Raw genomic sequence first — 21,770 nt, forward strand, 5'->3', positions numbered from 1 at the left:
TATACGGTGCTGCACAGCATCGGGTAGTCCTGAAAATGGAGGGCGCGTGGAAAGTCATCGTTCAGTTTTTCTGGATGAAACAAAAGTAAAGCGGTTCGCAATCTTGTGGGAGCGGGGCGGGCGGCGAGCCCTCTGCCCGCGAAGCCTTCTCGTCACTTCTACGCCAAAACACCGGCTCGACAGGCGAGCTCTACCAAGACACACCTTGATTCAGAATCCTGCCTTCGGCAAAAAATGGTAACGGTATGATCTGGCGCATCCCCATCTTTTGCAGAGGTTTCCATGCCATCCAGACTGATTGCTTACCCGGCCGCGGTGGCGTTGACCGTGCTTCTTGCTGGCTGTGACGCGGCCGAGAATGCTGCGAACAAAGTCATCGAAACGTCCAAGACACAACTGGTCGAAGCTGCGCGCGATACCTTCAGCGAATCCGCCAAGCAGATCAACGAGACGATCGACAAGGCACAGCAAAGTGCCAAGCCGTGGATGACGGACGGTGACAAGGAAGCAGAGACCCAGCATTCGGCTGCGGAGCGGGAGGAGAAGGCGAAGTCGGAGGGGTGAGTCTGGTTCGTTTCTACAGAGGCACTGGCATCCCGTAGGGGCGGTCATCGGCCGCGAGGGCGCACGGCGTAATGCCTAGTACACCGTAGCGCCTGGTTCGCGTCCACGGACCGCTCCTACGGGGGGGTGCTTTCAATGCGGACCGGTCACCGCCACCAACCCACCGCGCAAATCGGCGCCGTTGGGCTTCTGGTACACGCTCAACCCGAACTCCGGCAGCACCGCCAGCAGGTAATCGAAGATATTCCCCTGAATCCGCTCGTACTCGGCCCAGGCCGTGGTGCGGGTGAAGCAGTAGATTTCCAGTGGTACGCCTTCGGCGGTGGCTTCCATCTGCCGGACCATGCAGGTCATGTTCGGCTGATAGGGGGCGTATCGGAGTTATTCAAGCATGATGCAGCTACCTAGCTTGATAACGACGGGAAGCGACTAGCAAGCGCTTACGCCTCCCCTGATGCGCAGCAAATATCGTGTGCGGATGCGCAGGTTTTGTCGTGTAAACAGCCTTGTTCTGTTGGTCATATCTGAAAATGAGGGCTATAGTGACCTCAAGGTAAGCAGGTTGTCTTAGGATGTGATCTATGAAACTCGAAGACCGCATGAGCCGTTCAATCAAGCAACGCGCAAGCTTGGTCGTGTTGCGCTCAGAGTTTTCTAACATGGGCAGCGATTCGCAGGTCGGCCGGGTGCTGGCCCGGTTTGTGGCGAACGGTTTGCTCGTGCGTGTTAGCAAAGGGGCATTTGCGAAAGCCCGTATCAACCAATATACGGGGCAGCCAACACCGGCTGGCACGCTGGAAATGATCGCTGCTGAGCTGTTCAAGAAGCTCAACATTTCGATTGCACCCAGCACGCTTGTTGCCGAGTACAACAGCGGCAAGTCGACCCAGATTCCGATGGGGACGGTGGTCAACACTGGGGGGCGACGTATCACTCGTAAAGTGACTGTAGGGAACAACACTTTAGTCTATGAAAACGCTCTCAGAACAGCAGCGGGTTAGCATTGTAGATGCGTCTACGGCCGGTATTTTAAAAAACATGCCGGCTGCTGTCGCAGAGAAAGATCAGCACATCACTGATGCTCTTCATGCGCTTTCGCAAATCCATATCGTTCATAGCGCCAATCAGGTCAATCGCAAAAGGGGTGATTCCCAGCCACAGTCAATCGATGTCGCAACGCGAATGGTGTTTGCGGGCGGTACCTGTTTGTCGAAGGCCTACGGCCTTATCGAGAGGATGTCCGAGGACATCGACATAAAGATAGTGTTGGAATCACCACCAGAAGGCTATGCGTTCCCGAATACACTGGGTGAGCGTGGCCGACTGAAGGCGCTGCACAAGGCGGTGGAAGCTGCCCTGACGGGGCTTGGATTCCAGTTCGTTGTTCAAGTGGACAAGGACAATCCCATCCGCAGAGACGGCAGCCGCTATTACTGCCTGTTGGTGTCTTACGAAGCTCATTTTCAAGACACGGCGGGAACCTTGCGCCCGCAGCTGAAGGTTGAGCTCATTTGCCGCCCCCCGATGATCCCTTCGGAAATGCAAAGTCTGGGGTATATGCTGGAAGTGCTGAGCGGGAGCGCAAACCCTTTCGTGTTCTCCATGAACTGCATCACCGTGGCAGAAACCCTGGCGGAAAAAGTACTCTCGCTGCTGCGTCGCTGCGCATGGAATTGGGATGGTCACCAGAGCGGGGATTTCGATACCGCTCTGGTTCGTCATGTTTACGACGTGTGGCGTATCGCAATAAATCACTCCGAGGCGCTAGAGCCTGCCGCACGAGTATTTTCCTCATCCGTGAACAAGGATGTGCTTGAGTTCGGTGGGCAGCACCCTGAGTTCGCTGCGGATCCGTTCGGAGTCTTGCAACGTACCCTTAAGGTCGCCGAGACCCATGAGGGCTTGAAGGCCAATTTCGAACAACGGCTCAAGCCTTTGCTGTACGCGTCTGAGCGACCTGAATACGAAACTTGCTTCGCAACATTTACCGATGTTGCTCGGTATCTGTTGGATCACGGCGCAGCAGACGGCGATGCGTGACGGTATGGCAGTGTTCTGAGTGACCTATAGAAGGGGCCTCTAAGGAAGCTGGTCGGCGTTCGGCAGTGGTGTTTCAGGAAACGCCAAACGCCCCAGCATATGGATTGCCAGGTTTGCCAAGTTGAGAGCGTCATCGATGCCACGGTGGTAGGTGCCCTCCCATTCAAGCCCGAGCATCTCCACCGCAGGCTGCAGGCCAAGCGCTTTGCAGTTGAAGACCTTCCAGTGCCATTTCTTGAGATTGGTGTGAAGCATTCCTTCTAGCATCGGCTTGCAGTTCAGGTGTAAGGCATCCTGCTGAAGCTGTTTGTAGTCGTAATCGCCCCACGAACACCAAGCTGAGTTCGGATAGGCTTCTAGAAATGCGTCCAGCATGCGGGCAGTCCTGACATAACCAGGGGCGGTATCCACGTCGCTCTGCTTGATCGTTGTCAGTCTGCGGCAGAAGTCGGTCAATACCGGGTGTCGGGTAGGCCGGACAAAGCTCTGATATTGGTCGACCAACTGGAGTGATGACAGGTCGACCACCGCTAGGCCGATCTCAATGGTTTCCATCTCATCCCGTTGCACCTTCAGCTGACGGGCGGGTTCTCCGGGCTTGGTGTCCTCATCGCAAGTAGCCTCAAGATCGATGCACAGAAGGTACTGGTAAGGGCGTAACAGCTCCCCCAAGGCTCCCAAATGCTGCGGTTTGCGAACAGGTTCCATGGTCAGCTCTAATTTCTCGATCGGTTAATCACACCTTGAAATATCTTTTGCCCGCCCAGTCCTCCACTGTAACCGCAGAGCGTTTCGAAGGTAGCGATAGGGGGGACGCAGGACGAACTCATCATTTGCTCTGCTGTTTGTGCCGCGCGTACATGGCAGCGCTGCCACCCGTTGTGCCGCGTGCCTGAATTTCAAAAGCGTGCGGGTAGCCCCTGATGAGGTCGCTCAGCTTCTTGTAGCCGTGGGTGCGAGAATCAAATTCTGGACGTAGCTTCGTGATGTTTGCGCCCAGCGCACCCAAGTGTGCCCAACCCTCTTCGTCGGCGATATCGTCCAGGATTTTTGCGATGAACCCGACCGGCGCCTTCGGCTTCTTTGGCTTCTCCACAGCATCAGGTTTGACAGCGTCTGCAGGCAGGCTCAGGTCGGGACTTGGTTCTTCATTAGCGGGCGTCGGGCTGTCCTCGCGAAGCAACTCGATGTAGACGAACTTGTCGCACGCGGCTACGAACGGCTTGGGTGTTTTCTCTTCCCCAAAGCCATACACCGTGAGTCCTTCTTCGCGTAGGCGGGAGGCAAGACGAGTGAAGTCGCTATCGCTGGACACCAGGCAAAATCCATCAAAACGTCGGGTATACAGCAAGTCCATCGCGTCAATGATCAGCGAGCTGTCCGTCGCGTTTTTCCCTTTGGTATAGGCGAACTGTTGGATTGGCTGAATCGAATGATCAAGAAGGACTTTCTTCCAACCACCAAGCTGTGGGCCAGTCCAGTCGCCGTAAATGCGTTTGACGCTGACTACACCATACTTGGCGATTTCTTCGAAGAGACCCTCCACGATTGCTGCTGGGGCGTTATCAGCGTCGATTAAAACAGCGAGGCGTTTTTGAGCATTGGGGGCGATGTGAGTGGCCATGGATCATCCTTGAATGAAAGCATCACCTTACCATTGCATGCGCGATGACAGAGGGTCATCCCGGTACAAAGGTGGCGGACGTCCTCGCGCCGTTGTGAACTAATAACCCTTCAAGAGCAGCTACCAATAGGCTGAAAGCACGCAACATTTCGCCCGCCTTTCTGACGGCGTGGGGCTCTCAGCGCGTCAGGTCCTGATGCTTTCTTCCGGTACTACGTGTGAGAAGGCGGGCACTCATTCGGGGCATGCTCTAACCAGAAGTCATGGAGCGCTTGGCGGGCCCTCGAGATATCCAGAATTCACATCGGCGATCAAGCTGTCACGAATGATGCCCTTAAGCCTGAGGTGGGGAGAGCTTTTCTTGGCGGTGTTGTACTTGGTGCAATTGATCTGTTCAGCGCTCAGCTGGCCACGTGTGGAAACAGGCACCTCTGCTGGACCTTCTGGCTTCGCTGAAAGCGGTGGAGGCGATTCGGGGACTGCGCTGCTGTGGCCTGCTCAGTATCTAAGCCCGATAGCGAAGGCGGCGGGTAAGGTCTGAGGCTATCGCCTCCAGGCTTTTGCCAGGAATGTCTGATTCCCGAAAGGATGAGCATGGCTCAATATGGGAGGTTCCTTCTTCGCGGGCAAAGTGCTCGCCGTCCGCCCCTTTCCCACATAAGACACTGGCATCCCGTAGGAGCTGTCATCGGCCGCGAAGGGCGCACGGCGTAATGCCTAGTACACCGCAGCGCCTGGTTCGCGGCCACGGACCGCTCCTACGGGGGGGCTTTCAATGCGGGCCAGTCACCGCCACCAACCCACCGCGCAGATCCGCGCCGCTGGGCTTCTGGTACACGCTCAACCCGAACTCCGGCAGCACCGCCAGCAGGTAATCGAAGATATCCCCCTGAATCCGCTCGTACTCGGCCCAGGCCGTGGTGCGGGTGAAGCAGTAGATTTCCAGCGGTACGCCTTCGGCGGTGGCTTCCATCTGCCGGACCATGCAGGTCATGTTCGGCTGGATGTCGGGGTGGGCGTTGAGGTACGCCAGGGCGTAGGCGCGGAAGGTGCCCAGGTTGGTCATGCGGCGCTGGTTGGCGGACAGTTCAGCCACTTCGCCCTGGGCTGCGTTCCAGGCCTTGAGTTCGGCCTGCTTGCTGCTGACGTAGCCGCTGAGCAGGTGCACCTGGGTCAGGCGCAGCTGTTCCTGTTCGTCGAGAAAACGCACGCCGCTGGCATCAATGTTCAGGGCGCGCTTGATGCGCCGGCCGCCGGACTGCTGCATGCCGCGCCAGTTCTTGAACGACTCGCTCATCAAGCGCCAGGTGGGGATGGAGACGATGGTCTTGTCGAAGTTCTGGATCTTCACCGTGTGCAGGGTGATGTCGACGACATCGCCGTCGGCGCCCACCTGGGGCATTTCGATCCAGTCGCCGACGCGCAGCATGTCGTTGCTGGTCAATTGCACGCTGGCGACGAACGACAGCAGGGTGTCCTTGTAGACCAGCAGGATGACCGCCGACATGGCACCCAGGCCGGACAGCAGCAGTAACGGTGAGCGGTCGATCAAGGTGGCGACGATGATGATCGCGCCGAAGATGTACAGGATCATCTTCGCCAGTTGCACGTAGCCCTTGATCGAGCGGGTGCGGGCGTGTTCGGTGCGGGCGTAGATGTCGAGCAGGGCATTGAGCAGGGCGCCCAGCGCCAGCACCATGAACAGGATGGTGAAGCCCAGCGCGATGTTGCCGATGACGTGCTTGCTGTTGTCGCTCAGCACCGGGATCAGGCCCAGGCTGAACTGCACCACCAGCGACGGCGTCATTTGCGCCAGGCGGTGGAAGACCTTGTTGTGCAGGAAGTCGGTGAGCCAGTGCAGCGAAGGTCGGCGGCTGAGCAGCTTGACCGCGTGCAGGGTGAGAAAGCGTGCCAGGCGGCCCAGGGTGAAGGCGGCGATCAGCAGCAGGAACAGCGACACACCGGCCTGCAGGATCGGCTGGTCGTCGAGGCCCGTGACGAAGGTGACGGTTTGTTGCCAGAGCGATTCGATATTCATGGGTGGGCGTGCAGCTCCCGAGTTGAAAAGGGGGCGGGGATTAAAGCCCATTGCGCAGGGCAATCGCCACGCCTGGAAAGATTTGCATGCAATTTACCGAGTTACGGGTAAAGAAATTCGGCTAATCGTCCGCAAACCGGTACCCTATGCAGTCGAATTTATGTACTCCGTCGAGGTAACACCCGTGTTTTCCCAATTCGCCCTGCATGAACGCCTGCTCAAAGCCGTCGCCGAGCTGAAATTTGTCGAGCCGACGCCGGTGCAGGTAGCGGCCATTCCTTTGGCCTTGCAAGGGCGCGACCTGCGGGTGACGGCGCAAACCGGCAGCGGCAAGACCGCGGCATTCGTGCTGCCGATCCTCAATCGCTTGATGGGGCCGGCCAAGGTTCGCGTCGACATCCGTGCCGTGATCCTGTTGCCGACACGTGAGCTGGCGCAGCAGACCTTGAAGGAAGTGGAGCGCTTCAGCCAGTTCACCTTCATCAAGGCCGGCCTGATCACCGGTGGTGAAGACTTCAAGGTGCAGGCCGCCATGCTGCGCAAGGTGCCGGACATCCTCATCGGTACGCCGGGCCGTCTGCTGGAGCAGTTGAACGCTGGCAACCTGGACCTCAAGAACGTCGAGGTGCTGGTGCTCGATGAAGCCGACCGCATGCTCGACATGGGCTTCTCCGAAGACGTGACGCGCCTGAGCCAGGAGTGCGCCCAGCGTGAACAGACCCTGCTGTTCTCGGCCACCACCGGCGGCGCCGGTCTGCGCGAGATGATCGGCAAGGTGCTCAAGAACCCCGAGCACCTGCTGATCAACAACGTCAGCCAGCTGGCCGAGGGCACTCGCCAGCAGATCGTCACGGCTGACCACAACGTCCACAAGGAGCAGATCCTCAACTGGCTGCTGGCCAACGAGACGTACCAGAAGGCGATCATCTTCACCAATACCCGGGCCATGGCCGATCGTATCTACGGGCGTCTGGTGGCGCAGGAATACAAGGCTTTCGTCCTGCACGGCGACAAGGACCAGAAAGACCGCAAGCTGGCCATCGACCGCCTCAAGCAGGGGGGCGTGAAGATCCTCGTGGCCACCGATGTGGCCGCCCGTGGTCTGGACGTCGACGGTCTGGATCTGGTGGTCAACTTCGACATGCCACGCAGCGGCGATGACTACGTGCACCGCATCGGCCGCACCGGCCGTGCTGGCAACGAAGGCCTGGCGATTTCCCTGATCTGCCACGGTGACTGGAACCTGATGTCCAGCATCGAGCGCTACCTCAAGCAGACCTTCGAGCGTCGCGTGATCAAGGAAGTGAAAGGCACCTACGGCGGACCGAAAAAGGTCAAAGCGTCGGGCAAGGCAGTTGGCGTGAAGAAGAAAAAGACCGACAAGGACAAGAAGGGCGACAAGAAAAGCGTCGCCAAGGGCCCGACCAAGCGCAAGAGCGTCAACCGTCCCAAGGCTGACACTCCAGCCTTGGTGAGCCAGGACGGCCTGGCGCCGCTCAAGCGCCGCAAGCCTGCCGTCAGCGAGTAACCTGCGTAGGGCAGGTCTGCTTCCCTCCGGAGGCCAGACCTGCCAAAACACCCCGCAAAGCCGTCTTCCCGCAACTCCCCCGCACACACCCGGTCCCATGCCTGGCAAGCCCTTTCACTCATGTGTTGGAGGTTCTTCCGGATGACCACTTACAACTGGCAATTGATCGAGCGTCTGTTGCACGAAGTGCAGAACGGCGCCCATCAGGATTTCACCCCAGATATCTACGCTCAGGACCATGCCGAGGCGACCGCCGCGCAGGGTGATACGTCGGGCACTGTCGATCAATTGGCGACTCAAGCGAGCGATTATCAAGCGCTGTTGCTGGAGCGGGGCTTCATCGAGCAGCGCCCGGACAGCGAGGGCGGCACGGGGCGCAATTTCCAGCTGACCTTGCGCGGATCCAGCCTGTTGAGCCTGATAGATAGCAGTATTCCGGATAATGACCACGGGCTCGAAGTGCTCGATGACCAGGCTGATGCGCTGGACCCGGTGACTTTTGATGAAGTGGCCAGTAAGCCGCAGATTGTGTGAGTTCGAGCGGATGATTAGGTAGGGCGGTCTGCCTGAAACTTCGCGGCGCCTGCTTCGCGGGCAGAGCCCGCTCCCACAATATGGGCAGAGTGTGCCCCCGCGGCGCAATCGAATCCGTGCCGCAGCGCTCATCTTTCGGAATGCTCGGTACCGTTGAAGGCCTTGGGATGAATGGCTTGATACACTGATGTTTTCCTTGCGGGAGAGCACTGTGATGCCGAGGTCATTTGTCCCATGAGCGCGGAACGTCGTCAGACCGATGGCTTCGCCCTCAAGGTCATGCTGGGGCTTTGCCTGATCTGGGGGATCCAGCAGGTCACCATCAAATGGGCCGCTGCCGATATCGCCCCGGTGATGCAGGCGGCGATGCGCTCGGGCATTTCCGCCGTGTTGGTGGCGATGCTGCTCTGTTGGCGCGGTGGTTGGGGGCACGTGCCATACACTTGGCGTGCCGGGCTGGCCGCCGGCTCGCTGTTCGGTCTGGAGTTCCTGTTCATCGCCGAAGGACTGAAGCTGACCTCGGCGGCGCACATGTCGGTCTTTCTTTACACCGCGCCGGTCTTTACCGCACTCGGCCTGCATGCGCTGCTGCCAGGGGAGCGACTGCGGCCTTTGCAGTGGCTGGGCATTGCCCTGGCGTTCAGCGGTATCGCGTTTGCTTTCGCGGGAGGCATCTCCTGGGAGCATCTGGATCGACGCATGCTGCTGGGGGACGCCATGGGCTTGATGGCGGGGCTCTGCTGGGGGGCGACCACGGTGGTGGTACGCACTTCACGGCTGTCCGAAGCGCCCGTTGCCCTGACCTTGTTCTATCAGCTGATCGTGTGCGTGGCAGGGCTGTTGGTCATAGCCCTCGCCACGGACCAGTTCAGCCATGTCACCTTCACGCCCATTGGCACCGCCAGCGTGTTGTTCCAGGGCGTTGTGGTCTCTTTTGCCAGCTTTTTGATCTGGTTCTGGCTGCTGCGCCGCTACCTGGCGTCCAACCTTGCCGTGTTCTCGTTCATGACGCCCTTGTTCGGCGTAACCTTCGGTGTGGTATTGCTGGGCGAGCCGTTGAGCATGAACTTCATTCTGGGGGCGGTTTGCGTGCTGTTGGGTATCACCTTGGTCAGCGCCGAGCAATGGGTGCGCCGTCGGTTACGAATCTGGATAACGTAATGAATTACTCGCCGGGTCCATGATCAATTAATAGGACTGCGACTTTTCGACACAAGTGCGTGCATGCATCCTACGTCGCTTAGCGCTATGATCGAACAGAAGCGACGGACCATGACCGTCGTTAGGGTTTTTCCCTGAAGGGGGGCGATATGAACGGTAACTTGTACAACTGGCTCCATGATTTGGCTGTCGCATTGGGGCTGGTGCCACCGCCGCCGCAGCCTGTGCCCATCCCGGCCGATAACCACCGACCACGGCAGCGTCCACGGCGCTGAGCCTTTTCGGCCCGCCCCGCGCCATGCAAAACGCCCCTTACGGGGCGTTTTTCGTTCCGGGCATGGCTGGCGTGGTTCAAGCCGCCTGAGTACTCGCGCGGCTGGCGTCGATCTTGGCCAGGTAGGCGTCTACCCGTGCGATGGCCGCTTCGTCGACGAACAGGCCCAGCTTGCTGCGCCGCCACAGGACGTCGTCGCTGCGTGTGGCCCATTCCTGCTCGTACAGATAATCCACTTCGCGGCTGTAGAGGCCTGCACCCAGTTCTTCGCCCAGATCGGCCAGCGACTGTGCGCCTTCGATCAGGCGCCAACTGCGGCTGCCGTAGCTGACGGCCCAGCGTTCGGCCAGCCCGCTTGGCAGCCAAGGTGCCTTGGCGCGCATGGCCTGAGCCAATGCCTGGGGCGTGGTCATGTCTTCGCCGCCAGGCAGGGCACTGGTCGCCGTCCAGCTGCCGCGCATCTGGGTGAAGAATGGCTTGAGCTGCGCCATGGCCGACTCCGCCAGCTTGCGGTAGGTGGTCAGCTTGCCGCCGAACACCGACAGGATCGGCGCTTCACCCTGACCGCCGCTGAGCGACAGGGTGTAGTCGCGGGTAATGGCCGACGGATTGTCCGACTCGTCGTTGCACAGCGGGCGAACACCGGAATAGGTGCGCACGATGTCGCTGCGGCTGACCTGCTTCTTGAAGTGGGCGTTGACAACCTTGAGGATGTAGTCGGTTTCGGCGTCGGTGATTTCCACCTTGGACGGATCGCCGGTGTACTCGCGGTCGGTGGTGCCCAGGATGGTGAAGCGGTCCAGGTACGGAATGGTGAAGACAATCCGCTGGTCTTCGTTCTGCAGGATGTGCGCCTGCTCGCCTTCGTACAGGCGTGGCACGATCAGGTGGCTGCCCTGGATCAGGCGGATGCCGTACGGGGACTGCAGTTGCAGGTCGTCACGGATGAACTTCGCTACCCATGGGCCGGCTGCGTTGACCAGGGCGCGAGCCTTCAACGTGAAGGTGCTGCCGTCCTCGCGCTGCAGATTGACCTGCCATGCGCCGTCCACACGCTTCGCATCGATGCAACGGGTGCGGGTGTGGATGTGTGCGCCTTTTTCCCGCGCGGCCATGGCGTTCAATACCACCAGGCGGGCGTCGTCCACCCAGCAGTCGGAGTATTCGAAGCCACGGGTGATCTCTGGCTTCAGTGCACTGTCGGCACCGAAACGCAGGCTGCGCGAGCCTGGCAGTTTTTCCCGCTTGCCCAGATTGTCATACAGAAACAGCCCGGCGCGGATCATCCACGCAGGACGCAGATGAGGCCGGTGCGGCAGCACGAAACGCATCGGCTTGACGATGTGCGGGGCCTTGGCCAGCAGCACTTCGCGTTCCGCCAAAGCTTCGCGCACCAGACGGAATTCATGGTGTTCCAGATAACGCAGGCCGCCGTGGATCAGCTTGCTACTGGCCGACGAGGTGTGGCTGGCCAGGTCGTCCTTTTCGCAGAGGAAGACGGAGAGCCCACGCCCGGCAGCGTCGGCGGCGATCCCCACACCATTGATGCCACCACCGATCACGGCGACGTCGTAGATTTCAGCCAGCGGTTGGCGGGGCAAGGTCGAATGGGGCATGTCAGCCTCCTGCGTTTATCAAGGAGCGTTCGAATGAGTGCTTTGAATTCGAACATCAATGTTCAATTTCGAAAATACTAGCCCAATACGTAGGGGTTAGCCAGTCGAAGATGATTGAATTTGTTGATCGTCGCAGGCGAAAGCGAAGAAATGTGAACATCAGAGGTGCGCGCAACCGAACGCGACCCTTGCCGGGTGGGGTTCGTGGGCGGATGGGTGGGAGACGGGCGCGGCTTGCGCCGCTGCCACAGGGTCAGACGATGTCGAGACGGATCTTGTGCTGTTGCAGCAATTGCAGCAGGGCAGGGACGGGGGGCTGGTCGGTGACCAGGCAATCGATGAGGCTGATCGGGCCCAGGCGAACCATGGCATTGCGGCCAAACTTGCTCGAGTCGGCGGCCAGGATGACCTGCCGCGCGTTGGCGATGATCGCCTGACTGACGCGAACTTCTTGATAGTCGAAGTCCAGCAGGCTGCCGTCTTCGTCGATGCCACTGATGCCGACCAGGGCGAAGTCGACCTTGAACTGGGTGATGAAGTCGATACTGGCCTGACCCACCACGCCGCCGTCGCGACGCACGTTACCGCCGGCCAGCAGCACATCGAAATCATCCTTGCCACTGAGGATCGAGGCCACGTGCAGGTTGTTGGTGATGATCTTCAGATGGCTATGGTTGAGCAAGGCGCGAGCGATGGATTCGGTGGTGGTGCCGATGTTGATGAACAGCGAAGCGTGGTCGGGGATCTGGGCGGCGATGGCTTCGGCGATGCGTTGTTTCTCGTCACGCATCTGGTCGGCACGCATGGCGTAGGCCGTGTTCTCGATGCTCGAGTCGTAGGCGGCGCCACCGTGGTAACGGCGCAGCAGGTTGACCTCGGCCAGTTGGTTGATGTCACGCCGAATGGTCTGCGGTGTCACGACGAACAGCTGGGCCATTTCCTCGATGCTGACATAGCCGCGTTCGCGTACCAGTTCAAGGATCTGCTGTTGGCGGGGAGGCAGGTTCATGGGGCTTCCTTTGGCTGCCATGCAAAAGCATGCATGATGCCGCAGGAAAGGCCCCCATCGCCAGACTTGATTGCAGGGGCCGGCATTGCATCAATCCGCAAGGCACCGGCCGGATTGCCCGGCCGGTGCATGCTCGATCACTGCTCTTCGTGCGGTTCCCAGTCGCGGGTGCGTTCGACGGCCTTTTTCCAACCGGCGTAGAGTTTTTCCTTGCCGGCTTCATCGAGCAGCGGCTCGAAGGTGCGCTCGATCACGGCCTTGCCGCGCAATTCGTCCAGGCTGCCCCAGAAGCCGCATGCCAGGCCTGCGAGGTAGGCGGCGCCCAGAGCCGTGGTCTCGCGCATCTGCGGACGCTCCACCGGCGTGCCGAGGATGTCGGCCTGGAACTGCATGAGGAAGTTGTTGGCCACCGCGCCGCCGTCCACGCGCAGGGCGCTCAGGCGTTCGCCGGAGTCCTGTTGCATGGCGTCGAGTACGTCGCGGGTCTGGTAGGCGATCGATTCCAGTGCGGCGCGAATGATGTGATCCACGCGCACGCCGCGGGTCAGGCCGAAGAGTGCGCCACGGGCATAGGGGTCCCAGTAGGGCGCGCCCAGGCCGGTGAAGGCCGGTACCAGGTACACGCCGTTGGTGTTCTTGACCTTGCTGGCGAAGTATTCGGTGTCGTAGGCGTCGTTGACGATCTTCAGTTCGTCGCGCAGCCACTGCACGGTCGAGCCGCCGTTGAACACGGCGCCTTCCAGGGCGTAGGCCACTTCGCCACGCGGGCCACAGCCGATGGTGGTGAGCATCCCGTGTTGCGAGGTCACGGCCTTCTTGCCGGTGTTCATCAGCAGGAAGCAACCGGTGCCGTAGGTGTTCTTGGCCTGGCCGGGTTCGACGCACATCTGGCCGAACAGGGCGGCCTGCTGGTCGCCGGCGATACCGGCAATGGCGATGCCGCTCTTGGTGTGACCGTAGACTTCCGACGACGACTTGACCTCTGGCAGCATCTCGCGGGGGATGTCCAGGGTCTGCAGCATCTTCTCGTCCCACTCCAGCGTGTGGATGTTGAAGAGCATGGTGCGCGAGGCGTTGGTGTAGTCGGTGACGTGGACCTTGCCGCCGGTGAATTTCCAGATCAGCCAGCTATCGATGGTGCCGAACAGCAGCTCGCCGTTGCGGGCGCGCTCGCGGCTGCCTTCGACGTTGTCCAGAATCCACTTGAGCTTGGTGCCCGAGAAGTACGGATCGACGACCAGGCCGGTGGTCTGCTTGATGTAGTCTTCCATGCCATCGCGCTTGAGCTGCTGGCAGATCTCGGTGCTGCGTCGGCACTGCCAGACCACGGCGTTGTAGATCGGGCGACCGCTGTTCTTGTCCCACACCACGGTGGTTTCACGCTGGTTGGTGATGCCGATGGCTGCAACCTGGGCATGGCTCAACCCGGCCTGGGCCAGGGCTTCGACCATGGTCGCGCTCTGGGTGGCGAAGATTTCCATCGGATCGTGCTCCACCCAGCCTGCCTGCGGGTAGTGCTGGGCGAACTCGCGCTGCGAAGTGCCGACGACGTTGGCGTCGCGGTCGAAAATGATGGCCCGCGAGCTGGTTGTGCCTTGGTCCAGGGCGATGATGTAGTTCTTGTTGTCGGTATCGGTCATGTCGATGGCCTTGCGCAAGTTTGAAATAGATGCGGAATGGAGTAGCTGTTCAGGCTCAGGAGGTCTGGACCTTCGATGCGGCCGCCTTGGCCGACTCGTTGAGCGAGTTGGGCAGGTGGCGGGCGATCAGTACCCGGTAAGCGCCGGCGCCCAGGCAGGCACCTACGATCGGCGCCACGATGGGCACGATGAAATAGGGAATCGTACGGCCACCGGTGAAGGCTATTTCACCCCACCCGGCGATAAAGGTCATCAGCTTGGGACCGAAATCCCTGGCCGGGTTCATGGCGAAGCCGGTCAGTGGGCCCATGGCGCTGCCGATCACCGCGATCAGCAAACCCACCAGCAACGGTGCCATGGCGCCGCGCGGAAGGCCATTGTGCTCGTCGCCCAAGGCCATGATCACTCCCATCAGAATGGCGGTGATGACCATCTCGACCAGGAAAGCCTGACCGATGGACAGCGCCGCGTGCGGATAGGTAGAGAAGATGCTCGCCGTTTCCAGGCTCGCCTGCGTGCCGCGGACGATGCCATGGGTCTGTTCGTAATCGAAGAACAGGCTGCTGTAGAGCGTGTAGACCAGTGCCGCCGAGCAGAACGCGCCGGCAACCTGAGCCAGAATGTAGAAGGGCAGCTTGCGCTTTTCGAAACCGCCGAACAGGCACAGGGCGATGCTGACGGCCGGGTTCAGATGCGCTCCGGACACGCCAGCGGTCAGGTAGATCGCCATGCTCACGCCGACGCCCCAGATGATGCTGATTTCCCATAGGCCGAGGCTGGCCCCTGCGACCTTGAGCGCCGCGACGCAGCCAGTACCGAAGAAGATAAGCAGTGCGGTTCCGAGAAACTCGGCAATGCACTGACCCGACAGGGTCGGTTGTTGCTGTGCGGTCATTGTGTGTTACCCCAATTGTTTTTTTTGTCTGACGCCGTTTTTGGCGCCTGGAATCTGCCGTCGTGCGATCCCCATCGCACGCCGGATTACAACCTTTCAGCACATTGTACTATCGTGCCTATCTTCACAAACGAAAAAATATAGACAAGAAACGCCGCTGTCAAAGGTCGAAAGCGAACGAGTTCGTTCAATGATCGAGAACGGAATCGTCCATTTGCGGCAAAGCCACGGTTGGCGTGGCTTGCCTGCCTGTGTCCTAATGCCGGGCATCGGTTTTATTTGTCTGGAGTCCCTGCATGACACCCGCCCTGGACCTCTTGAAGAAGCATCGCGCCGACCATCGGGTGCATGCCTATGAACACGATCCCAAGGCCGCCTCCTACGGATTGGAAGCGGTCGAAAAGCTCGGCCTGGCTCCGGCGCAGGTGTTCAAGACCTTGCTGGCGGCCACTGAAAAAAGTGAACTGCTGGTGGCAGTGGTGCCCGTGACCGGCTCTCTGGACCTCAAGGCACTGGCGCAGGCGGCGGGGGTCAAGAAGTGCGAGATGGCCGACCCCCAGGCCGCGCAGCGCGCCACCGGCTATCTGCTGGGCGGCATCAGCCCATTGGGGCAGAAAAAGCGCCTGCGCACGTTCATCGATCAAACCGCAGCGACGATGCCCAGCGTGTATGTCAGCGCCGGCAGACGCGGGTTGGAAGTGGAACTGGCGCCGCAGTTGCTGGCCGAGCATACCCAAGGCTGCTTCGCCGATATCGGCCGTGCTGGATGAACGCAAGAAATTATTCATCGACTCCACGAGTCGAACGCCGATAGCCCACGGCCTGGGCGCTACCCCTTTCCGCTACAGCGAGGAATGCCATGCAACTGGATTTCCATCAGGTCGATGCGTTTACCCAACATCCGTTTGCTGGCAACCCGGCCATCGTCTATCGCCTGGACAGCTGGCTGGCCGACGAACTGATGCAGAAGATCGCTGCCGAACACAACCTGGCCGAGACCGCGTTCATGGTCCGCGAAGCCCAAGGCTGGCACATCCGCTGGTTCACGCCGCGCACCGAAGTGCCCTTGTGCGGTCATGCCACTCTGGCCGGCGCCTACGTCCTGTTCCACGTCTATGGCGAAACCGCGACCAGCCTGTCGTTCGCCAGCCGTTCCGGCACCCTGACCGTCAGCCGCGAGGGCGACCGCCTGTGGCTGGATTTCCCGGCCATGATGCCCGAAGAACAACTGGGCCTGACGCTGGATGTGGAGCGTGCGCTGGGTTGCGAGGCGGTCGATGTGATGGCGGCAACTTCACTGTTCGTGCTGCTGGAGTCGGAGCAGGCAGTGCGCGAATGTCAGCCGAACATGGCGGCGCTGGCTCGCTTGCCCTGGCCTGGGGTGATCATCACCGCACGGGGTGATCATCACGATTTTGTCTCGCGCTATTTCGCCCCGGCCATCGGCATCGATGAAGACGCGGTCACCGGTTCCACCCACTGCAGCCTCATTCCGTACTGGTCCAAGCGCCTGGTCAAGACCAGTCTCAGCGCGTATCAGTGCTCGGCCCGCGGCGGTGAATTGTTTTGCCGCAGGGAAGGCGAGCGGGTCAAGATCGGCGGCTATGCCACGCTGGTCAGCAGCGGCCGGCTACTCCTGGGCCCGCAGCTCTGATTCATCCGCCGCCGAAATACTGGCCTGGCCATCGAGCAGCGCCATGAAGGCCCGGGCGGCGTTCGACAAGGTTCTCTCGGTGTGCAGGATGTAGCCCAGCTGGCGACTCAACTGCACACCGGGCAGTACGAAGCGCGCCACCTGATCGTCGAGCATGGTGCGCGGCAACACACTCCATGCCAGTCCGATCGATACCATCATCTTGATGGTTTCCAGGTAATTGGTGCTCATGGCGATGTTAGGGCTCAGGCCCTGAGCCTCGAACAGACGGCTGACGATGTGGTGGGTGAAGGTATTGCCGCCGGGAAACACCGCCGGATGTTCGGCGATATCGCTCAGCTTCACCGCGGCCTGCAAGGCCAGTGGGTGTTCGGGGGCGGCGACGAAATCCAGCAGGTCATGCCACACCGGCACCGAGCGCACCAAATGGTGGGGCTCGGGCGCGAGGGTGATGACTGCCAGCTCCGCCCGGCCGTGGAGAATCTCCTCATAGGCCACTTCCGAATCGAGAAACTGAATGTCCAGGGCGACCTTGGGGTACATGCGCGTGTAGGTACGCAGCAGCGGGGGCAATCGGTGCAGGCCGATATGGTGACTGGTGGCCAGAGTGAGCCGACCGGTGACGTCACCGCTGAGGTTGGTCAAAGCGCGACGGGTGTCCTCCAGCACATCCAGGATTTGATACGCGCGCGGCAGCAAAGCCCGGCCGGCCTCGGTCAGATTGACTTCCCGGCCCAGCCGGTCGAACAGACGCACACCCAATTGCTGCTCCAGACTGGCAATGCGTTTGCTGATTGCAGGTTGAGTCAAATGCAGGCGGTCCCCGGCCCTGGAAAAGCTGCCCACTTCGGCAATGGCAATAAAGGCATTGAGACTGGCCAGGTCCATGAACCGATTCCTTTTGGTTATCCAAAGTATGAAAATTATGAATTTGAGTTATTCAAGATAACCCCATAGCATCATCCCTACAAGCCAAGCGGTTATTGGCATAGAAAGATTAGAAACACTGATGAGGAAACGTCTGATGGCCGGCAAAACGCTCTACGACAAGCTCTGGGATTCGCATTTGGTCAAGCAGCGCGACGATGGTTCGGCGCTGATCTACATCGACCGTCACATCATCCACGAAGTGACTTCGCCCCAGGCGTTCGAAGGGTTGCGACTGGCCGGCCGCAAACCATGGCGCATCGACGCCAACATCGCCACGCCCGATCACAACGTGCCGACCACACCGGAACGCAAGGGCGGCATCGGTGCCATCGCCGACCAGGTGTCGCGTCTGCAGGTGCAGACCCTGGACGACAACTGCGATGAATACGGCATCACCGAATTCAAGATGAACGACGTGCGCCAAGGCATCGTCCACGTGATCGGTCCGGAGCAGGGCGCGACCTTGCCCGGCATGACCGTGGTCTGTGGCGATTCGCACACCTCGACCCACGGTGCCTTTGGTGCCCTGGCCCACGGTATAGGTACCTCGGAGGTCGAGCACGTGCTCGCCACGCAGTGCCTGGTGGCCAAGAAAATGAAGAACATGCAGGTGCTGGTCGAAGGCACCTTGCCGTTCGGCGTCACCGCCAAGGACATTGTGCTGGCCGTGATCGGCAAGATCGGCACCGCCGGCGGCAATGGCCATGCCATCGAGTTCGCCGGCAGCGCCATTCGCGATCTCTCGGTGGAAGGCCGCATGACCATCTGCAACATGTCCATCGAGGCCGGCGCCCGCGTGGGTCTGGTGGCCGCCGATGAAAAGACCATCGCCTACGTCAAGGGTCGCCCGTTCGCGCCTCGTGGCGGCGATTGGGACAAGGCGGTGGAATCCTGGAAAGGGCTGGTGTCCGACGCCGATGCCCATTTCGACACGGTGGTGCATCTGGATGCCGCGCAGATCAAGCCACAGGTCAGCTGGGGCACCTCGCCGGAGATGGTCCTGGCCGTGGATCAGAACGTGCCGGACCCGGCCCGTGAGGCGGATCTGGTCAAACGCGGTTCCATCGAGCGTGCCTTGAAATACATGGGCCTGACCGCCAACCAGGCGATCACCGATATTCAGCTCGACCGAGTGTTCATCGGTTCGTGCACCAATTCGCGCATCGAAGACCTGCGCGCCGCCGCCGTCATCGCCAAGGGCCGCAAGGTGGCCTCGACCATCAAGCAGGCGATCGTCGTGCCGGGGTCGGGCCTGGTCAAGGAACAGGCCGAAAGCGAAGGCCTGGACAAGATCTTCCTCGAGGCGGGCTTCGAGTGGCGCGAACCGGGCTGCTCCATGTGCCTGGCGATGAACCCGGATCGGCTGGAGTCGGGCGAGCATTGCGCGTCGACCTCCAACCGCAACTTCGAAGGCCGTCAGGGCGCCGGTGGGCGTACCCACCTGGTCAGCCCGGCCATGGCCGCCGCCGCCGCCGTTGTCGGCCGTTTCGTCGACGTTCGTGAATTGATCCAGGGGAGCGCAGCATGAAAGCCTTTACTCGTCACACCGGCCTGGTCGCTCCGTTGGATCGTGCCAACGTGGACACCGACCAGATCATTCCCAAGCAGTTCTTGAAGTCGATCAAGCGCACCGGCTTCGGCCCGAACCTGTTCGACGAGTGGCGCTACCTGGATGTGGGGCAACCTTACCAGGACAGCTCCAAGCGCCCGCTGAACAAGGATTTCGTGCTCAACCATGAGCGCTACCAAGGCGCCAGCGTGTTGCTGGCGCGGGAGAACTTCGGTTGCGGCTCCAGTCGCGAGCACGCGCCGTGGGCGTTGGACGAGTACGGTTTCCGCACGGTTATCGCGCCCAGCTATGCCGACATTTTCTTCAACAACAGCTTCAAGAACGGGCTGCTGCCGATCATCCTCAGCGATGCGGAAGTCGATGAGCTGTTCAAGGAAGTCGAGGCGGCGCCGGGTTACCAGCTGACCGTGGACCTGGCTGCGCAGACCGTGACCAGCCCGAGCGGCAAGGTGTACAGCTTCGAGATCGACGAGTTTCGCAAGCATTGCCTGCTCAATGGGCTGGACGATATCGGGCTGACGTTGCAGGACGGGGAAGCCATTGCGGCGTTCGAGGCCAAGCATCGGGCGAGCCAGCCTTGGTTGTTTCGCGATTGATTGATTGATTGATGTAGGCAGGTTTGGCCTCTTCGCGGGCAGAGGGCTCGCCGCCCGCCCCGCTCCCACAAGAGGCTCGTCGCCGATGTGGGAGCGGGGCGGGCGGCGAGCCCTCTGCCCGCGATGAGGCCGGCAAGGCCACCACCAACCCAGGCACAAGGAAGCCCACTCCATGACCCAGCACAGCCAAGTCGTGCAGAAACAGTTCGGCGAACAGGCCTCGGCCTACCTGAGCAGCGCCGTTCACGCCCAGGGCGCGGAATTTGCGCTGCTTCAGGCGGAACTGGCCGGCCAGTCCCACGCTCGGCTGCTGGATCTGGGTTGCGGCGCCGGCCACGTCAGCTTTCACTGCGCGCCACTGGTCAAGCAGGTGGTGGCCTATGATCTGTCGCAGCAGATGCTCGATGTAGTCGCCAGCGCCGCTTACGAGCGAGGGCTGGCCAACGTCAGCACCCAGCTCGGCCCGGCCGAACAGCTGCCGTTCGCCGATGGCGAATTCGACTACGTGTTCAGCCGCTACTCGGCCCACCACTGGAGCGACCTGGGCCTGGCCCTGCGCGAAGTGCGCCGGGTGCTCAAGCCCGGTGGCGTGGCGTGCTTCATCGACGTGATGTCGCCGGGCAGCCCGCTGCTCGATACCTATCTGCAGAGCGTCGAAGTGCTGCGTGACACCAGTCATGTGCGTGACTACAGTGCCGGCGAATGGCTGAGCCAGGTCAATGCGGCCGGGCTGCAGGTGCGCGGGCATACACGCCAGCGCCTGCGCCTTGAATACGTGTCCTGGGTCGAGCGCATGCGCACCCCCGAGGTGATGCGTGCGGCCATCCGCACCTTGCAGCAAGCCGTGGGCGCCGAGGTGCGCGAGTATTACCAGATCGACGACAATGGCTCATTCAGCACCGACGTGCTGGTGTTGTGGGCCCAGCGTTGAGCATTCATTCACGGCCTGCCCGAGGGCGCGCCGTATTACCGGAATTAACGAGGAAAGCATGAGCAAGCAGATTCTGATTCTCCCAGGCGACGGCATCGGCCCGGAAATCATGGCCGAAGCGGTCAAGGTGCTGGAGCTGGCCAACGACAAGTTCCAGCTGGGCTTCGAACTGGCCCACGACGTGATCGGTGGCGCAGCCATCGACAAGCACGGCGTGCCGCTGGCCGATGAAACCCTGGAACGCGCCCGTGCCGCCGATGCGGTGCTGCTGGGCGCCGTGGGCGGTCCGAAATGGGACAAGATCGAGCGCGACATCCGCCCGGAGCGCGGCCTGCTGAAAATCCGTTCGCAGTTGGGCCTGTTCGCCAACCTGCGTCCTGCCATCCTTTATCCGCAACTGGCGGACGCTTCCAGCCTGAAGCCGGAAATCGTTGCCGGGCTGGACATCCTCATCGTCCGTGAGCTGACCGGCGGCATCTACTTCGGCGCCCCCCGTGGCACCCGTGAACTGGAAGGCGGCGAGCGCCAGGCGTACGACACGCTGCCCTACAGCGAGAGCGAAATCCGCCGCATCGTGCGCGTGGGCTTCGACATGGCCCAGGTCCGCGGCAAGAAGCTCTGCTCGGTGGACAAGGCCAACGTATTGGCATCCAGCCAGCTGTGGCGCGAAGTGGCCGAAGAGATCGGCAAGGATTATCCCGACGTCGAGCTGAGCCACATGTACGTCGACAACGCCGCCATGCAGCTGGTGCGGGCGCCGAAACAATTCGACGTGATGGTCACCGACAACATGTTCGGCGACATTCTTTCCGATGAAGCGTCGATGCTCACCGGCTCCATCGGCATGTTGCCCTCGGCCTCCCTGGACGCGCACAACAAGGGCATGTACGAGCCGTGCCACGGTTCGGCACCGGACATCGCCGGGCAGGGCATCGCCAACCCGCTGGCGACCATCCTCTCGGTGTCGATGATGCTGCGCTACAGCTTCAATCAGCACGCGGCCGCCGATGCCATCGAGCAGGCCGTCAGCCTGGTCCTGGACCAGGGCTTGCGCACCGGCGACATCTGGTCCGAAGGCAACGCGCGGGTCGGTACGCAGGAAATGGGCGATGCAGTAGTCGCCGCGCTGCGGAATCTGTAATCTCTTGGGCCCGCTGCGACTTTCA

General features: G+C 60.9%; 21 protein-coding genes and 1 pseudogene. 13 read left to right on the top strand and 9 right to left on the bottom strand.

Going from position 1 to position 21,770, the window contains the following annotated elements; all coding sequences use genetic code 11:
- The first annotated feature begins 282 nt into the window (after positions 1 to 282).
- Positions 283 to 564, top strand: a complete 282-nt coding sequence (locus BLV18_RS05720) for a hypothetical protein (protein WP_090356908.1) — start codon at positions 283 to 285, stop codon at positions 562 to 564.
- Positions 565 to 696: 132 nt separating this feature from the next.
- Here BLV18_RS05720 and BLV18_RS05725 read toward each other — a convergent pair.
- Positions 697 to 924: pseudogene (locus tag BLV18_RS05725) on the bottom strand (mechanosensitive ion channel family protein); the annotation flags it as partial.
- A 221-nt stretch (positions 925 to 1,145) separates the two neighbouring features.
- On the opposite strand from BLV18_RS05725, the gene BLV18_RS05730 reads away from it, so the two are divergent.
- Positions 1,146 to 1,565 carry a DUF6088 family protein gene (locus tag BLV18_RS05730; protein WP_090356910.1) on the top strand — a complete coding sequence of 140 codons (420 nt, stop codon included), beginning with the start codon at positions 1,146 to 1,148 and terminating at the stop codon, positions 1,563 to 1,565.
- On the top strand, positions 1,534 to 2,604 hold the full coding sequence (locus tag BLV18_RS05735; RefSeq protein WP_090356912.1) for a nucleotidyl transferase AbiEii/AbiGii toxin family protein: 1,071 nt from the start codon (positions 1,534 to 1,536) through the stop codon (positions 2,602 to 2,604). Before BLV18_RS05730 ends, BLV18_RS05735 begins: the two co-directional genes overlap by 32 nt.
- 39 nt (positions 2,605 to 2,643) lie before the next feature.
- Here BLV18_RS05735 and BLV18_RS05740 read toward each other — a convergent pair whose 3' ends face one another.
- From BLV18_RS05740 to BLV18_RS05750, 3 genes are all read right to left on the bottom strand, one after another.
- Complete coding sequence (locus BLV18_RS05740; protein WP_090356914.1) at positions 2,644 to 3,312, bottom strand: 3'-5' exonuclease; 669 nt, start codon at positions 3,310 to 3,312, stop codon at positions 2,644 to 2,646.
- Between the two features lie 121 nt (positions 3,313 to 3,433).
- Entirely contained in the window at positions 3,434 to 4,228 is a 795-nt protein-coding gene (locus tag BLV18_RS05745; RefSeq protein ID WP_090356916.1) for an NYN domain-containing protein, read from the bottom strand.
- 772 nt (positions 4,229 to 5,000) lie between these two features.
- On the bottom strand, positions 5,001 to 6,266 hold the full coding sequence (locus tag BLV18_RS05750) for a mechanosensitive ion channel family protein (protein WP_090356918.1): 1,266 nt from the start codon (positions 6,264 to 6,266) through the stop codon (positions 5,001 to 5,003).
- A 184-nt stretch (positions 6,267 to 6,450) separates the two neighbouring features.
- Here BLV18_RS05750 and BLV18_RS05755 point away from each other — a divergent pair, with 184 nt between their 5' ends.
- From BLV18_RS05755 to BLV18_RS22615, 4 genes are all read left to right on the top strand, one after another.
- On the top strand, positions 6,451 to 7,794 hold the full coding sequence (locus BLV18_RS05755; protein WP_167375913.1) for a DEAD/DEAH box helicase: 1,344 nt from the start codon (positions 6,451 to 6,453) through the stop codon (positions 7,792 to 7,794).
- A 141-nt stretch (positions 7,795 to 7,935) separates the two neighbouring features.
- Positions 7,936 to 8,328, top strand: a complete 393-nt coding sequence (locus BLV18_RS05760; RefSeq protein WP_090356923.1) for a transcriptional regulator — start codon at positions 7,936 to 7,938, stop codon at positions 8,326 to 8,328.
- A gap of 234 nt (positions 8,329 to 8,562) precedes the next feature.
- On the top strand, positions 8,563 to 9,489 hold the full coding sequence (locus BLV18_RS05765; RefSeq protein ID WP_090356924.1) for a DMT family transporter: 927 nt from the start codon (positions 8,563 to 8,565) through the stop codon (positions 9,487 to 9,489).
- 149 nt (positions 9,490 to 9,638) lie between these two features.
- A complete protein-coding gene (locus BLV18_RS22615) occupies positions 9,639 to 9,764 on the top strand; it encodes a PA1414 family protein (protein WP_286916280.1) in 126 nt (41 codons plus the stop codon).
- Positions 9,765 to 9,840: 76 nt separating this feature from the next.
- On the opposite strand, the gene glpD is transcribed toward BLV18_RS22615, so the two are convergent.
- The 4 genes from glpD to BLV18_RS05785 all read right to left on the bottom strand — a co-directional run bounded on the left by glpD (position 9,841) and on the right by BLV18_RS05785 (position 14,923).
- Positions 9,841 to 11,379 (bottom strand): glycerol-3-phosphate dehydrogenase, encoded by a 1,539-nt coding sequence (glpD, locus tag BLV18_RS05770; RefSeq protein WP_090356926.1) that lies wholly within the window; start codon positions 11,377 to 11,379, stop codon positions 9,841 to 9,843.
- A gap of 253 nt (positions 11,380 to 11,632) precedes the next feature.
- Positions 11,633 to 12,388, bottom strand: coding sequence for a DeoR/GlpR family transcriptional regulator (locus BLV18_RS05775; RefSeq protein ID WP_049861085.1), 756 nt, complete (start codon positions 12,386 to 12,388; stop codon positions 11,633 to 11,635).
- 137 nt (positions 12,389 to 12,525) lie between these two features.
- Complete coding sequence (gene glpK, locus BLV18_RS05780) at positions 12,526 to 14,028, bottom strand: glycerol kinase GlpK (protein WP_049861084.1); 1,503 nt, start codon at positions 14,026 to 14,028, stop codon at positions 12,526 to 12,528.
- Between the two features lie 55 nt (positions 14,029 to 14,083).
- Complete coding sequence (locus BLV18_RS05785; RefSeq protein ID WP_090356927.1) at positions 14,084 to 14,923, bottom strand: MIP/aquaporin family protein; 840 nt, start codon at positions 14,921 to 14,923, stop codon at positions 14,084 to 14,086.
- Between the two features lie 296 nt (positions 14,924 to 15,219).
- Between BLV18_RS05785 and ybaK the strand changes: the two genes are divergently transcribed.
- Positions 15,220 to 15,693, top strand: coding sequence for a Cys-tRNA(Pro) deacylase (gene ybaK, locus BLV18_RS05790; RefSeq protein ID WP_090356929.1), 474 nt, complete (start codon positions 15,220 to 15,222; stop codon positions 15,691 to 15,693).
- 89 nt (positions 15,694 to 15,782) lie between these two features.
- Positions 15,783 to 16,577, top strand: coding sequence for a PhzF family phenazine biosynthesis protein (locus tag BLV18_RS05795; protein ID WP_090356931.1), 795 nt, complete (start codon positions 15,783 to 15,785; stop codon positions 16,575 to 16,577).
- Here the strand turns inward: BLV18_RS05795 and BLV18_RS05800 are convergent.
- Positions 16,554 to 17,465 carry a LysR family transcriptional regulator gene (locus BLV18_RS05800; protein ID WP_090356933.1) on the bottom strand — a complete coding sequence of 304 codons (912 nt, stop codon included), beginning with the start codon at positions 17,463 to 17,465 and terminating at the stop codon, positions 16,554 to 16,556. The two genes, BLV18_RS05795 and BLV18_RS05800, sit on opposite strands and share 24 nt — an antisense overlap.
- Positions 17,466 to 17,601: 136 nt before the next feature.
- Here BLV18_RS05800 and leuC point away from each other — a divergent pair, with 136 nt between their 5' ends.
- From leuC to leuB, 4 genes are all read left to right on the top strand, one after another.
- Positions 17,602 to 19,035 (top strand): 3-isopropylmalate dehydratase large subunit, encoded by a 1,434-nt coding sequence (gene leuC / locus BLV18_RS05805; protein WP_049861079.1) that lies wholly within the window; start codon positions 17,602 to 17,604, stop codon positions 19,033 to 19,035.
- Positions 19,032 to 19,673, top strand: coding sequence for a 3-isopropylmalate dehydratase small subunit (gene leuD / locus BLV18_RS05810; RefSeq protein WP_090356936.1), 642 nt, complete (start codon positions 19,032 to 19,034; stop codon positions 19,671 to 19,673). The genes leuC and leuD overlap by 4 nt, the downstream gene beginning before the upstream one ends.
- A gap of 172 nt (positions 19,674 to 19,845) precedes the next feature.
- Complete coding sequence (locus tag BLV18_RS05815) at positions 19,846 to 20,604, top strand: class I SAM-dependent methyltransferase (RefSeq protein WP_090356938.1); 759 nt, start codon at positions 19,846 to 19,848, stop codon at positions 20,602 to 20,604.
- A 58-nt stretch (positions 20,605 to 20,662) separates the two neighbouring features.
- Positions 20,663 to 21,745: a 3-isopropylmalate dehydrogenase gene (gene leuB / locus BLV18_RS05820; protein ID WP_049861076.1), complete on the top strand. Its 1,083-nt coding sequence runs from the start codon at positions 20,663 to 20,665 to the stop codon at positions 21,743 to 21,745.
- Positions 21,746 to 21,770 lie beyond the last annotated feature (25 nt).

This window comes from Pseudomonas coleopterorum (assembly GCF_900105555.1).
Classification (GTDB): Bacteria; Pseudomonadota; Gammaproteobacteria; order Pseudomonadales; family Pseudomonadaceae; genus Aquipseudomonas; species Aquipseudomonas coleopterorum.